Genomic DNA, 13,854 nt, shown 5'->3' on the forward strand with positions numbered 1-13,854 from the left:
TTTTATATACTAACTTATTTTTTGTTGGATTTTTTCTATGACATCTTTGCCTATATTTTTAAACTGATCCAAATCCCAATCATCGTTATTATAAATAGAGCTTAATTTAGGTAGGACTATTAACATCACATCAAAAATAATATTAGCCATAGATTCAAATGTTTCTAATTCATCATGACTACCTTCATACTCAGAAAATGATATTTTTAAATTTCCATTTTGGTATAAGTCTATCGAGAATTTATGTGACATATGTTTAGTTATAACCTTAACTCTATTAATTCTTTCTGATTCGAAAATAAAAGTAAGAGTGCTTAGTAAATTTAAGACTTCGCTTCCTATACCAGTAACATGGGCTAAAGAATTAGAGTTTCCACCCCGGTACCCTTCAATACTCTCTATAATAATATCATCTTCACTATCTCTTCGATTTAGTACAGTATGAAATAGCCATAAATAAAAATCTTTATCTAATAAGAGATTAATATTATTTAATTCTAGTTCGTTTCTTCCCTCATAGTCTAAAAGATTTCTTAAGAGCGTTTTGCCTGTTGCATCATTACTACTTTTATTTATAATGAATTGGGTAATACTTTCATTTGTTAAAACAAATATATATAAATCAGTAATACTTATTCTTACTTCTCGATTAGGATCTTTTTCAAAACCTACATTAATATCTTCTTTATATAAATGATAAACTTTATAACGATAACTTGATTCGTTCATACTGTAATTTTTTATTCCACTCATAGACTCAAAGGTATATCTCAAAGATTCTTCTGTGAAATGTGGTTCGACTCTTGTTTCATTCTTACACTTGTTATCTAATTTTTGAATAATATTATCGAATACTTTTAATTCATTGTCTGTATATTTTGAGAAACTATATGAACTTCTCATCGAATTCCCCCTTGCATAAATGTTATTGATTCCACATTTAACTTATAAAATCCTTTTCTCTTTTTTCAAACAATAATTGATTTATATTTTTCCCTGTATAGTTACTAGCTACTATACCTTTAATATTTTCCCCGAAAAAATGACTATCTATAGGAGTCTTTATCTTATTAAGATGAATGACATATGCATTTATCTCTTTATCATAATCGATGATTTGAGAATTCCCTTCAACTTGATAATGAATCCATTCGGGTTTATTCAAAATTAAAACTTTATCTTTTTTAAACCTTTTATTTACTTTAACTTCGAAATAAATATTTTGAAAAGTTGCTTTTTCGTCTGTTGGATCTTCTAATATAATTTCTTCTGAGTGTATAGATTCACTACTGATGTCAATATATACCTCTTTATAACATAGATCTAATATTAGAGCGGAAAAAATATTAGCAATATAAACCATTGTTGGAAGAATTAGAGTGATATCGAGAGTTAACCCCACCTCCATACTAAGACTTCCAAACAATAATTTCACAAAGGAGAAATCAAATTTGAAATGTAAAGTTAGTATTAAGAGTCCTGCAAAAAAAGGATATATAATACTAGAGTAATTTTTGAGTTCGTTTATTGTTCTATTCATCATAATATCGAAGGCTCTAAAACCTTTTTTATAACTATTTTATCTTCTGAGTTCTCATATAGTATAATTCCATTAGCTAAAACGGTGAAGTAAATATTATTAAATTTACATTTAATGCTGTGTATGTCAATGGAGTCTTCATCACTATGATAAAGAGCATTTGAAATATCCATTATTATATCTTTTTCATCTCTTTATTAATTTGATTTACTCTATTATCTATTTCAATTTGTTCTTTACCATCATCATATATATCACTACTTAATTTAATATATTTAATTAACCCTTTAGACTCATGAACAGTTTGTAAAATATTGACCATCTTTGCACTCGTAATTATTACTTGCATATACTGTTCTTTTATATAACTTTTAATAAAATCGGAGTAACTAATCTGCTCAGGGATATAGTCCATCAAAAATATCTCATTAGATTTTTTAAATATCTTACAGTACATTAAATCCCCCCGAATAAAGCGTCTTATAAATATCAGTATACTCTATTTGTCAATAGTAATACACAATCAAATTTTAACCCCTCTTTCGGCAATGATTCCGATTGAGGGGTTTGTTAAATCATAAATAGGCTTGCAAGTAAATATGTATTTATGCAATTATTTATTTTCTTGAATGCTTAGTGATATGTCTTATTTAACTTTTAATTTCTGACCTACATAAATCATATTAGCATTGGCTAACTTATTCCAGTTAACAATCTGCTTCTGCGTTGATCCGTAACGTGCAGCCAGTCCACTTACAGTGTCGCCGGATTTAACTGTATGGTACTTCGTTGTGGACTTCTTAGCAGTTCCATTCACGATGAGTTTCTGCCCTGCATAAATTAAGCTTTCATTGGTAATACCGTTTAAATTCTGCAATGCTTTTGTCGTTGTGCCTTATAGTGCTGCAATGCCAGATAAAGTATCGCCGGCTTTAACCGTGTAAGTTTTCGTTTTTGCAGTTCCTTTCACATACAACAACTGTCCGACACTGACTCTGTCCGGATTCGTAATACCATTCAGATTAGCTAAGTTGGCAACAGTTGTACCAAATTTAAGTGCAATGCCACTTAATGTGTCACTTGATTTAACTTTGTACGTTTCAACGCTAGTAGTCGCATTGCTTGTTGACTCTTTCAGTGCTGCAAGTTTAATCTTACTTGCCTGTCCGTCTGTGAAGTATTCGAGCGGTTTATCGCCGAGCAAACGGTTTAAATCAAGATTACCGCTGTAACCTGGTAAGCTGCCGTGTTCGGTGTACTGATGAATATCAGCGTAGAAGTCAGGCTTACTGTCAACTGTAGCACTTCCTGAACCGTATTGTGGAATCCACACTGCATCAGCTTCTGATGTGTCTAGATTCAACTGTTTGTATAAATGATGTGCGATGTACAGTCCGACCTTCTTCGCTCCCAGGCGGCGTAATTCGTTGATACAAACAGATACTCCATATCTCATATTCGGATGTGTAACGGCTTCGACATCAAGCCACTAGAATGTCGGTTTATATTTTTCGTTCTATCATAGAACATCTTCGCTTCATTAATCATGTGTTGATCGTTCTGCTCTCTTACAAAAGCATAAGCATCTGTCGGAATGCATCGAGCCTGCAACTCTTTGTGGTGCGTTTTATACACTTTATCTTCGTAATCAGCATCCATAGTCCGAATAATAACGTGGTCCACTTGCTTAGCAAACTTATCATAATTAATCGCTGATGGCGCTTGATATTCTGAAATATCTACGATAACTGCATTCTTATCATTTGGTACAGGCGGTGAAGGAATTGGCTCCTCTTCAAAGTTAATACGGATGAAGTGAGTCACACCTCTGTAATCATCGGTACGTAACTTAGCAGGTCTTGATGGGTCTCCGTCCCAGTTTTGGTCTAGCATCGTACATGTACTTAAATTAATATTTCCGTAAACAATACCGATATGACCATATACTTCATGTGCAGTTGGTTTCGTCCACACCGCGATATCCCCAACCTGTGGAAGAAAGTTCTTAGTGTTCTTGTGAATCGTTGCAAATTTACCGTAGTTGTTAACTCTATCGTTTACTGCATCAATCGCGATCCCCCACATTCGGTACTTGCCATCAGTCGCCCACCAAATAAAGTCCACAGTTAAATCCATGCACTGTGCTTGATAAGCGCCGTCGAAATCAATATATCTTCCAACATACCACTTCAATCTGTCATGCATTTGTTTATATGTTTTCATTCATTTCACTCCTCATTTTCCGCATAAAAAAACAACCCTCCGGTAATTCCGGATAGTTGCTTATACACTCTCTTTTATTCCATCTGTCGTCTTGCTTGCGACATCGTATAATCCGCTAGCGGCTAAACCGCTGATTAAACCACCGAGTATTTGACCACCCGTTGACAGGTTTGTTAACCACCCCTTTCGTTGTATTAAAAAAACCTACTTCTCGGCAGGCTTCCGGTCCTTCAATCGATTCAATTCACTTTTTAATCCTTTATTTTCTTCATGAATAATTTTATTTTCCACAATCAAATGTGCGATTTTCTGATTAGCTCTTGACATAGACTGTGCCCATTCTGCATTTATATACGCTGCCAATTCATCAACGTTTATTAACCCTTCAGTATTCTGCTCCATCATTTAGCCTCCAATAATTTAACTCTTCCTTCTAGTTCCTGTATTGCTTTGATACTGTAACTCGACATTTTATATAAATCTATGCCTGTTAATTCCTTCGTAGCAACAGGACCACTGTGTTCCGCAATCAATCCGATTTGTCTATTGTCAGTCACACCTTCTTCGATGTCATCTATCAGATCGTATTCAACCACATTTAAACCTTTAATAGTTTCAAGACCGATGTTACCGACATCTTCTATATTTGTTTTGTATGTCTGAAAAGAAGCTTGTGTAAACGCTGATGCTTTAATCGGCTTGTAACCAATATCTGCGCCGTTGTATAGTAAGTTGTTGGTCACTCGCACTTCTCCTGTGGATGTACCTAAATAAAGGTTCGACCCTTCATCTAGCACACGAATACTTTCAGCTTGTACTTCTTTAGCAGGTAATCCGCCCGTGCCAATGTCACCGTTGTTATTTGTCGCGTAAATTTTCGGATTATCACGTTGCTTGCTGAATCGTATGCCGGAACCGTGTGTTGCGCCCTCGGTCAAGTTACCAAACAATAGTGCACCATCAGTTTCTGAGGATGATTCATTATCTTTCACATAAAACTGGAATTCATTTACACCGTTCCTGGAATCTCGAAAAGGTCTTACGTAAACAGAATACTGTCGACTTTCTATGTTGTTTGTCAAATCAGACACGGTGTATATCGTACTGTAATCCGATTCCAACGCCACTGCACCAGATGTCGAGTGTAACGTGACACCTCTGGATTCTTCGTTATATCGCTGACTATGAAATTCTAAAGTTCCCGCAGTAAAATCTTCTATAGCTCCTGACATCGTTGTGGACAATCCTTTTTCGGTCATATATAGGTTATAACCTGTGACTTCGTTAGAAACCATAATACGGCCGTTGTATATCCCAAGATTCAATTCCGCGGTATCAGTCACTCCGGTCCAGGTTCGAGTGAAGTCGCCGTGTGATATAAATTGAGCGCCGGTCATGTACATGTACTTATCGCCATCTTCGCCATACACCACTACGTTATTAGCAATAAGAATACCTGTAGTAATTGCATCAGCGACGATGCCTTAATACGTCATCGCTGTTTTTGGTACGCCATTTCGATTGAACACCAGACCGCTGACGTTCAACTGGACATTGTTCCCGGCATTTTTATCATGATGTCCAATCAGTCTATCTTTACGATATTCCATCACTGAGTCAGTATCACCCATGACAATATCAGCAGCACGTTGAATTGCTCTAGGAAGTATATTGAAGGGCATTTCTCTACGACCATCTATCCATTCCTGCAGGGTAATCATTGCCGTGTTCTTGCTATTCTTATGTGCTTTAACGACATTCTCATTTCCGAGTGTCAAAGTAAAATCTATGAGCTGTTTATCGCCCTGTTCATCTTCAACAAAGGTCTCGTCTATTTCAATCACACGAATGTCCAAAGTTTGATTTATAGACTTCAAACTCAAACGGACCGTGTCGCCCTCATTAAATATAAATTCTTCGTATCCTTGCTTACGCAAATCGATCAGGCTGACTTCATGTGAGACTGAATAACTCGCTTCTTGAGAGGACTGCGCAAACTCCTTCATGACATTCACATGCTTAATCGCACCCTGGTACAGTGCAGGCCCTTCTTTTTCTCCGTATATGGCAATCAAGTCATGATTTTGATACACATATTCCTGACGATAAACCTCTTCACCGCCGTCTGTGTCATCTTCTTTGTCAAAACAACATTTACACCAGGTCCAAAATGATTGAGTGTCCATCATGACCTTTGCATCTTTAACGTTTAGATCTTCATCGATTCGAACATCAGGTTTGTAAGTCCCGATTTTGTTATACAGATAGACGTTGTGACCGCTAATGATAAACTCTGCTTTATAGCGCTCATTGTAATAATGAAAACGCTCATCTTTAGTTTGGTTCTTCTGATAGTTGAGTGTGGCTGCGTAAAAGTTATTGACCAGGTGGACGGTGTAGCCTATGCCTTGGAATAAGTCGACATAAGCATTGAGCGCTGTCCGTGACTCATCTTCTGCCTCGTCCTGCAGGTAGTGATTACCGAAGTCTGTAAAGAAACGATGTACCGCTGAAACAGACTTACCTTTTAAAATCGCCTGTGTAGATGGATTGATCAGCGTGTGTTCATCACCGTCAAACGCTGCCCTCCAGTCGAAATCTAAGTTTTCAAGGAAGTCAGCATTCATTTCGTCCATTAAAAAAAGAGAGGGACAAAGTCCGCTCTCCATTTACAGTACGTTTTCTATTGACTATTGATCGTGCTGGGTATGGTTTACCCTTTAAATCTATGACTTTTAGTATGGTCGTTCACCTCCTGAATTTGGGCATAAAAAAGACACCTGCGATGAGGTGTCTTATACATTTAGTATTATGTTAGAAAAATTTCGCTTTCCTCTACTATCAACTCTGTCGTTGGTTCATCTCCGGTGTAGTTTTCGTTCGTGAGTTGCGATCTGTGGAGTACAGCTCTAACAACAAATGTTCTGCGATCTTTAGTAACGATATATTCACCTTTTTCAGGTTTGTTATCAAAATATTCCGAACCAACTGCAGTCGGCTTCTTAAATTCTTTTGTTTTTTCGTATACTCTGTCTGTTTGATCACGTAATGCACTATAAATCACTCCTAATATTTGATGAATCAATCATACCAAACATTAGGACCCTATTATCTATATTTCCGTTTTTCTAAAGGTATTCATCACTGTATTTTTTACTGATAATTTCCCGAGATACGCTAAATGTTTATCTCCACTTGTGGATATGAAAGTAACATCAGAAAAAATTTCTTTCTTAAAACGACCTGCAAGCAAAGATTCAAACAGTCCGAGTCCTCCGAGATACTCCCCGCAATCACTTAGACGGTAGCCGTCGCTAGTTAATTCATCATCTACAGCATTGAGATATTTATTAGTACGAGCGTTCTCTACTACCGTTGCCATAGGGATTAATGAGTTGATTTTCTCTGCATTCATGGACTGTGCGTAAGCATCCACAATATCCGTGTACATCGTTCCACTGTTATCTAAACTTTTCGCATGGCTCCACGTCATGTGGATAGCGTGTTCAAGTTTTTTCCTCCTGCCAAACCTTCAATGTAATTTATAAGATTGTTTAAATAAGGTTGATAGCTTGAGTAGTCTCTCGCCGGAGAAGGTGATTGTTGATAAGTCACAATATCCCAATCTTCGTCTGAAAATGCCGTGCTTATCGAAAAATTATTGGTAATTGTGTTTGATGGAAAGGCACTATTAGAAATCCTTTTATAGTAAGTGTACGACGATAAATCGTTACTCGCTTGATCCCAATGCCCCTGTAAACTTTCTCCAGCTCTATAGAGTACACCGAATATACAATCAACATTAGCTGATGCTGCGATGTCATGAATGTAATTAGTTACATTCCTAGCGTAACTATTTCCAACCATTAAAACTTTGAGTGGTTCTCGTACTATATCTTCACCACTGCTCTGTATTCTGTAAATATAGTTCGACTTGTCTATAATCAATCCGTAACCGTGTATATTACCTGCATTTTGATTATTTAAATAAGTTCCTGTTATTTCAGAATAATCTAAAGTGATAACGAACTTAACAGCGTTATTACCTTGCACTACTCTCGTTATCACTTCTCCACCAGGATTTTCAAAGGGTGGGGCTAAAATATCAACTAACCTTCTTTTACTGATAGAACTGTCAGTACTGAATGCGGCTTCGTCAAATTCATCAATGTAGAATCCGTAAGAATCAAAAGCGCCATTTGCGATATATGAAATAGCATAAACTTTTCTTTCTTCTGCGCCAATAACTTTCGCATCTAGTACAACATTTTTAATTTCATTAGAAACTGGATGCATTTCATTATCTCTTTTAACGTTGTGCAATGGATAGATGATTCCCTTATTTCTATCTGGTAATTCTAATTGCTTTGTCATACTATAAACGTAATTATTCGGATGAATGATGTTCCCTTCCGCTTTAGGCGATGCCACACCTGTTATATATAAGGCACTTATACTCATTGCTGAAAAATCAACAGTAACAACAAAACGAGTATTTTCTACAGTAACTTCTATTGTTTGAATGCTCTCGGTAGGTTTAGGAATACTCCCTGCTAAACGAGAAGATATAATACTTTTTCTACTTTGCTCATTATTTGTATAAAATGTGTCTTCATCATATTCATCAATACTTATTCCGTAACCAGGGACTCCACCTGCTACAGCTCCATTTAAAACTTCTCGAATGCTATATACTTTACCAGGTGTAGGATTAAAGACTTTCGCATCTAAAACAACATTTTTCACTTCATCATCAAAGGATGCATGATTCCATCTTTTTTCGTTTTTTAAAGGGTAAATAACCCCTTTGTTAGCCAGTAATGTTCCGACGGTTTCAATGTTATTTACATAGGTATTAATTTTACCTACTGCGTCATCAGAAATTTTATCTAAATCAGGAACCTTGTTAACAACATCTATAGTTCTATTAATAGTATTCATATCTCCGTCATCCAAACTAGTTGTTACATAAGGTATTTTTGCCAATTAAATCACTTCTTTTTTGAGTAATAAAAAAGACACCTCATATAATGAGATGCCTAAATATTTCTATTTTTGTTAATCCAATATGATATAGTTAAATTTAGATTGGAGGTGATATATGTGAATGGAAATAAAGATATTCCCTTAAAAGATAAATGGGTAAATTTCCTACATTTTTTAGGAATCATATTTATACTCGGTGTTATGCTTGCTGTATTTTTGATTTTGCTAGGACTAGTACCCTGGTTTTTAGGTAAGTTCGCTGTGAGTATAGAAGGTACTGCTATGAATGAAATAGCTAAAGGTTTATATATCAATTTCAATATGGCATCTTTAAAAGTGCTAGCTATTATATTTGGTGGCGCAATCCTTTTAGTTGGATTCGGATACCCTCTATTTAATTTTTTCTTCAAGGTACCTTTCAGCACAAAAAATTTTATCTTTGCCTTAGGTACATTTTTGCTAATAACAACTATTTTTATCATTGCCAGCATTACAAACCCAACTCAATTTTCAACTATAGTTGGTATGATTTCTGTTGTTGCAATTGCACATCAATTCAAAAATACTAATAAGCAAATAATATCGAAAATTAAGAGTTAATCATACTTAGCCCTGAAATCAAACGTTACTTTGAGACCAGGGCTCACTTTTATCTTGTTCATCGAATACAGCTGATACACTTCGCTATATCCACTTTTCAATATCGGGTACACATCGTTAAACTTCGCAGCTGCAAGCTGTCCATTCTTCTTAATGCGATGTCCTTCAATCTCTACGATATCTCCAGCTTTTAATGCATCTGTAAAAACAAATTCTTTACTGTCTGCATCTAATAAACTGATTCGACTCATACTCTGCAGACATTCGAAAGTAATCTTGCAATCCAAATGTTGCTTAATATATAAATCGGTATCAGAAGGATTGTACACATTGATGTCAGTCTAATTATTAAAAACATACTGCTGATATGCTACATCTCTTTTCAAATTCATTCCCCGGCTCCACTTTCCGTCCCGTTTTAAATCTTGTAATTCCAACGTTCTATAACATGATATGCGGTAGGGTTTGTCTATTATTGATAAAGGTATATCCATTTCTGCAGCATGGTTAACCCCGTCAAGCCAGTTCGGTGTAAATTCTGAATCCACACTAACTTTCAGCAGCTTATTAGGCTCATCAATATCGGCAACATAAAAAACTCCGAGTTGTCTAAAAAAAGAATAGACACGATTACGTTTTAATTTGTAATCCTGCCTTACTCATTGACTTAATGTATGCTTTAATATTTGCGCTGCGTGGGCCATCTATCACATGTGTCCTGTTTTCATCAGAAACACTTCTGCCAATCGATGAAAAGAATAAGTCGAGACCTTCCAGACCTAAACCAAAGTTATCTTTTGGTAATTGTATTTTTCTGAAATTCAAATCATAAATGATAAACACTATGCTGTCTCAACTCCTTTCTTACGGCCCTTAAGCAGTCTATTAATAAGCTCCTAATCATACTCCCGTTCATCCATGTTCAACTTAATGGATTCACCATCCAGTATAATATCGATGTCTTTGTTGAAGATTAAATTGAGAATATGGTTTGCTTATTTATTGATTTCTTTTAACTCCTGAATCAGTGCTTGGAAAAGCGTATGACTAATAATAGGATTCTGCTGCTGATTGTTCCCACCACACACATCAGGCTCATTGCCTGGAACATTAAACCAATCGCTCTTGATTTGTTTGTTAATGGGATGACCATCTCCGGCTTGTTACCTTCAGCGCCTTCGTAATATCCGTGAGAGCTGATAATTCCGCCATTTTCAAACGAACCTTTATTCGATAAACCTCTCAAGACTGGTAATGGGTTTTTAGCATTAGAGTTACCTGGAGCACCTGGCATGTATTGCGTGTGTAAATGCGCGACGGTCGTCCAATTCCCTGTGTTACCTGTAACAGCAATACCTGACCGGCTTTAACGGTGTTCCCTACACTTGTTAATTTTGCTTAAGTGCATAAACCACCAGTAGTCTCTACCGGATTTAACCTCTATAGAGTTACCACCGCCGAAATCATTCCAGGTACGCGTTACTTTACCGTTAACCGGTGATAACAACGGATCATAACTATGCGCAGTATCTAGTCCATAGTGAATACCATTATTAAAGTTAATGCCTCTTGGATATCTTCCAAAATGAGCTGTGATAGCTTTGCCCAGGATGTGTGAACCATCGCCGGTAGATGATACAGCGTCGAAAAGTGATTTAACTTTATCGATTAACGGCTGTGTCAGCTTGTTTAACATCCCACCGTCGAGTTCTGAAACAACTTCGGCACCTGGTATATTCGCCTCAGACATCAACTGATTAATTATTGCTGCAGGATCATCCAAGTATTCGTAAATATCTGCGACCATTTGACCGAATGAATGCGATGTGGACCTATGTCAAGATTTCGGACACGGTAAATTAAATCTATAAATTTGTAAAATTTTGACCCTGGTATATTATTTTTTGCTTTTAAATATGCCAGGAATTCCCTGTTGCGCGTACATTTTTCGAATGTCATTGGGGATAAGTAATTCAAGTAGCCATGAATTATTTCATAATTATAAAAACTCACGATGTACTCAAGAATGCTCATCGTCACCTCAGACCGAGTCTTATAACGCTCATGATGGATCAATTCTTTCTTGATAATACTGTGAAACGACTCGATACAAGCATTGTCATAACAGTTGCCTTTACGACTTATACTGGTGATAATGCCTGATACTCTAATGCGGCATACTGACTGCCTCTGTCCGAATGATGGATCAGGCCAGCTGTCGGTGGCTACGTCTGAAAAGTGCGCTTTAATGCTCTGATGACCAGCTGCGTGGCCAGATAGAGCCAACCTTCATTCGTGTGAACGTAGGTAATATCGGAGACCCAGATGATGCCACGTGCGTTGACTTTAAAATCCTGATCGACGAGGTTTGGATAGATTGACAGATTGTGCTGAGAATTTGTCGTCGCTTTGTATTTTTTGACGACTTTTGAACGGATGCCCATTTCCTTCATCAGCCGACTGACAGTCCGTTCAGACACAACGGTACCTTCTTTCCACAACATCCGTGTAATCTGTAATCTTTGGACTGTCATACCGTGCCTTGGATTGTTTGTGAATCTTTTTAATCTGACGCTTTAGCTGTGCTTTTCGTTCCTGCTGCGGTGTGGGTGCATGCTTCAGCCATTGATAGAATCCACTTTTGGAGACACCGAGGACTTCACACATCTTTGATACACGGAATTCGTGTCGGTGTGCCTGGATGAAACCAAAAATCACTTCTGGTCGTTGGCAAAGATGCGCATAGCCTTTTTTAGTATTCTGTTCTCCTCTTCTAAATCTCTGATTTGTTTCTGTAAATCTCTCTCTTCTTGCTTTTCTGAGCTTAGGTTACCGCTGCCCACAAATGCATCTGAACCTTCATTGCCATACATCGAAACCCACCGGGTTAATGTCTGAGGCGGTATATCCAATTCTCTGGCCACAGCAGCGATAGATTATTGCTGGTATTAACTAAGCTCACTGCTTCCATTCTAAACGTTTGATTATACGTTCTTTTTCTACTCATTACAAACACCTCACGTAAATTGATTAATTCTATTATAATACTGTCTCACTCAATTTACTGTGTCCACTTTCTAGTCTAACTTCAGTTACATTTCACAGCGCTTGTGACACGCTAATGTTGGTGTCACATTGTCGATTTATACGCATCTCGTTAAAGAAGACAAACTGAAAGAAGAATCGAAAACAATCGAAGTACTGGCACGAAAATGGCACGATGTAAAAGAAACTCACGTACCGTATGTTACATAAGTATTTTGACGCAATAGTATAACGTCCCAGGCGGGAGTCGAACCCGCGGCCTACGCTTAGGAGGGCGTTGCTCTATCCAGCTGAGCTACCGGGACATGATTATAAATTGTTCTATTCATTTCTTAAGTGCTGCGAATATACTTGAATCAACTTTTTTGTGTTTACTTTTTTAATTCGAGCTCTCGCTCCTGCATCTCTTCGAGAATTCTTTGCTTTTTTGGATTTTTACGCGGTTTGTCGAAGACGCGCATTCCCGGAACGAAATCAGGACTGACACGTCTGGCTGCTCGAAGCCCTTGCTCTCTTCGTCCTGCGTTTCTTTTACGTATATCTGATAATTTGGCAGTTTTCATCATAATCCCTCCGTTTCCACTATTCCAATTTTTTAGTCCTTTTTGTAATTTCTATAAAGAAAATACAACATCTGCAAACATATATTATACAGCATTATAAACGATATTGAATATTTACAATTTTAACATTCATTTTTTAAAAGCGAAAAAAATAAGCTCCCACATCATTTTCAGATGCAGGAGCTTATCTTTTAAACATTGACGTCCTGGGAGGGATTCGAACCCCCGACCGATGCCTTAGAAGGGCATTGCTCTATCCAGCTGAGCTACCAGGACTTAATTAACACAATAGTTATTATAACCAGGATATATAAAGTCAATGTATTTTTTGGTTTTTTTAATATAATGTTAATTTTACGTTAACCAGTCCGTTTTTAACAGCCGATAAAGTACGCAGTCATGGTAATGGTCGTATAAAAATTCATAATCTTTCATAACAGCTTCTTCTGTAAATTTCAGGCGTTCCGGGATTTTTCTGCTCTTTTTATTTTCTGTACCTGCAATAATTTCTATCCGGTGCAGGCCGAGCTCGTTAAAGCCGTAATCGATTAATCCCTTTACAGCTTTCGTCATTATGCCTGTGCCGGTATATTGCTCTGCCAGCCAGTAGCCGATCTCAGCGCGCCGGCTGAGTCCGACAATTCTGTTGAAGCCGCACATGCCGGCGAGCTCCCCTTTATAATACACACCGAGCGTCAGTGCTTCATGGGCGTCGTTCATTTCAACCCAATCTTTTATAATTGGGATATACTGCGCCGGCGCTGACATATAGTCCACCCACGGCAGCCATTCGCGCAGCTGGGTTCTGTTCTGATCGACAAGCTCATACATTTCCTGGTGTTCATGTGACTGAACTTGTTTTAGTTCAAGCTCGTCATCAATTTTAATTTTCATGAT

General features: G+C 37.2%; 20 protein-coding genes, 2 tRNA genes and 1 pseudogene. 1 reads left to right on the forward strand and 22 read right to left on the reverse strand.

Translation table 11 applies throughout. The annotated features are described in order from the left end of the window. Positions 1-9: 9 nt before the first annotated feature. From G4D76_RS02435 to G4D76_RS02490, 12 genes and pseudogenes are all read right to left on the reverse strand, one after another. Positions 10-903: a hypothetical protein gene (locus tag G4D76_RS02435; RefSeq protein ID WP_213810446.1), complete on the reverse strand. Its 894-nt coding sequence runs from the start codon at positions 901-903 to the stop codon at positions 10-12. A gap of 37 nt (positions 904-940) precedes the next feature. Continuing rightward, on the reverse strand, positions 941-1,408 hold the full coding sequence (locus G4D76_RS02440; RefSeq protein ID WP_213810447.1) for a hypothetical protein: 468 nt from the start codon (positions 1,406-1,408) through the stop codon (positions 941-943). Positions 1,409-1,715: 307 nt separating this feature from the next. Continuing rightward, a complete protein-coding gene (locus tag G4D76_RS02445; RefSeq protein ID WP_213810448.1) occupies positions 1,716-1,997 on the reverse strand; it encodes a hypothetical protein in 282 nt (93 codons plus the stop codon). Positions 1,998-2,186: 189 nt separating this feature from the next. Further along, positions 2,187-2,357 carry a LysM peptidoglycan-binding domain-containing protein gene (locus tag G4D76_RS02450; RefSeq protein ID WP_256440552.1) on the reverse strand — a complete coding sequence of 57 codons (171 nt, stop codon included), beginning with the start codon at positions 2,355-2,357 and terminating at the stop codon, positions 2,187-2,189. 9 nt (positions 2,358-2,366) lie between these two features. Further along, positions 2,367-2,996: pseudogene (locus G4D76_RS02455) on the reverse strand (LysM peptidoglycan-binding domain-containing protein); the annotation flags it as partial. Beyond that, a complete protein-coding gene (locus G4D76_RS02460; RefSeq protein WP_213810450.1) occupies positions 2,993-3,763 on the reverse strand; it encodes a CHAP domain-containing protein in 771 nt (256 codons plus the stop codon). The gene G4D76_RS02460 and the pseudogene G4D76_RS02455, both read right to left, overlap by 4 nt. A 204-nt stretch (positions 3,764-3,967) precedes the next feature. Continuing rightward, the gene (locus G4D76_RS02465; protein ID WP_213810451.1) at positions 3,968-4,168 is read right to left on the reverse strand and encodes a hypothetical protein; all 201 of its coding nucleotides are present in this window, start codon (positions 4,166-4,168) and stop codon (positions 3,968-3,970) included. Beyond that, entirely contained in the window at positions 4,165-5,193 is a 1,029-nt protein-coding gene (locus G4D76_RS02470) for a tail fiber domain-containing protein (protein WP_213810452.1), read from the reverse strand. Before G4D76_RS02470 ends, G4D76_RS02465 begins: the two co-directional genes overlap by 4 nt. Before the next feature lie 54 nt (positions 5,194-5,247). Next, a complete protein-coding gene (locus G4D76_RS02475) occupies positions 5,248-6,390 on the reverse strand; it encodes a phage tail protein (RefSeq protein WP_213810453.1) in 1,143 nt (380 codons plus the stop codon). A 182-nt stretch (positions 6,391-6,572) separates the two neighbouring features. After that, a complete protein-coding gene (locus tag G4D76_RS02480; protein ID WP_213810454.1) occupies positions 6,573-6,827 on the reverse strand; it encodes a hypothetical protein in 255 nt (84 codons plus the stop codon). A 48-nt stretch (positions 6,828-6,875) separates the two neighbouring features. Beyond that, complete coding sequence (locus tag G4D76_RS02485; RefSeq protein ID WP_213810455.1) at positions 6,876-7,256, reverse strand: DUF4886 domain-containing protein; 381 nt, start codon at positions 7,254-7,256, stop codon at positions 6,876-6,878. Further along, positions 7,253-8,749, reverse strand: a complete 1,497-nt coding sequence (locus G4D76_RS02490; protein ID WP_213810456.1) for a DUF4886 domain-containing protein — start codon at positions 8,747-8,749, stop codon at positions 7,253-7,255. Before G4D76_RS02490 ends, G4D76_RS02485 begins: the two co-directional genes overlap by 4 nt. Positions 8,750-8,866: 117 nt before the next feature. Here G4D76_RS02490 and G4D76_RS02495 point away from each other — a divergent pair, with 117 nt between their 5' ends. Next, a complete protein-coding gene (locus tag G4D76_RS02495) occupies positions 8,867-9,349 on the forward strand; it encodes a hypothetical protein (protein WP_213810457.1) in 483 nt (160 codons plus the stop codon). Here G4D76_RS02495 and G4D76_RS02500 read toward each other — a convergent pair. From G4D76_RS02500 to G4D76_RS02545, 10 genes are all read right to left on the reverse strand, one after another. Continuing rightward, positions 9,346-9,600, reverse strand: coding sequence for a hypothetical protein (locus G4D76_RS02500; RefSeq protein ID WP_213810458.1), 255 nt, complete (start codon positions 9,598-9,600; stop codon positions 9,346-9,348). The genes G4D76_RS02495 and G4D76_RS02500 overlap by 4 nt on opposite strands. Before the next feature lie 773 nt (positions 9,601-10,373). Next, a complete protein-coding gene (locus G4D76_RS02505) occupies positions 10,374-10,643 on the reverse strand; it encodes a lysozyme family protein (RefSeq protein WP_213810459.1) in 270 nt (89 codons plus the stop codon). Positions 10,644-10,715: 72 nt separating this feature from the next. Next, a complete protein-coding gene (locus tag G4D76_RS02510; RefSeq protein WP_213810460.1) occupies positions 10,716-11,156 on the reverse strand; it encodes a M23 family metallopeptidase in 441 nt (146 codons plus the stop codon). Then, positions 11,111-11,635 carry an IS3 family transposase gene (locus G4D76_RS16530; protein ID WP_213810461.1) on the reverse strand — a complete coding sequence of 175 codons (525 nt, stop codon included), beginning with the start codon at positions 11,633-11,635 and terminating at the stop codon, positions 11,111-11,113. The genes G4D76_RS02510 and G4D76_RS16530 overlap by 46 nt, the downstream gene beginning before the upstream one ends. Further along, entirely contained in the window at positions 11,575-11,883 is a 309-nt protein-coding gene (locus G4D76_RS02520) for an IS3 family transposase (RefSeq protein WP_213810462.1), read from the reverse strand. The genes G4D76_RS16530 and G4D76_RS02520 overlap by 61 nt, the downstream gene beginning before the upstream one ends. Before the next feature lie 180 nt (positions 11,884-12,063). After that, the gene (locus G4D76_RS02525) at positions 12,064-12,273 is read right to left on the reverse strand and encodes a transposase (protein WP_256440524.1); all 210 of its coding nucleotides are present in this window, start codon (positions 12,271-12,273) and stop codon (positions 12,064-12,066) included. Positions 12,274-12,626: 353 nt separating this feature from the next. Next, positions 12,627-12,699 (reverse strand) — tRNA-OTHER (locus G4D76_RS02530). A 66-nt stretch (positions 12,700-12,765) separates the two neighbouring features. Further along, a complete protein-coding gene (locus tag G4D76_RS02535) occupies positions 12,766-12,960 on the reverse strand; it encodes a hypothetical protein (RefSeq protein WP_213810464.1) in 195 nt (64 codons plus the stop codon). 199 nt (positions 12,961-13,159) lie between these two features. Next, positions 13,160-13,233: transfer RNA gene (locus tag G4D76_RS02540), tRNA-Arg, on the reverse strand. A 78-nt stretch (positions 13,234-13,311) separates the two neighbouring features. Continuing rightward, a complete protein-coding gene (locus tag G4D76_RS02545) occupies positions 13,312-13,851 on the reverse strand; it encodes a GNAT family N-acetyltransferase (RefSeq protein WP_250130128.1) in 540 nt (179 codons plus the stop codon). Between the last annotated feature and the right edge of the window lie 3 nt (positions 13,852-13,854).

The sequence above is a fragment of the Jeotgalicoccus sp. WY2 genome (assembly GCF_018437745.1).
Taxonomy (GTDB): domain Bacteria; phylum Bacillota; class Bacilli; order Staphylococcales; family Salinicoccaceae; genus Jeotgalicoccus; species Jeotgalicoccus psychrophilus.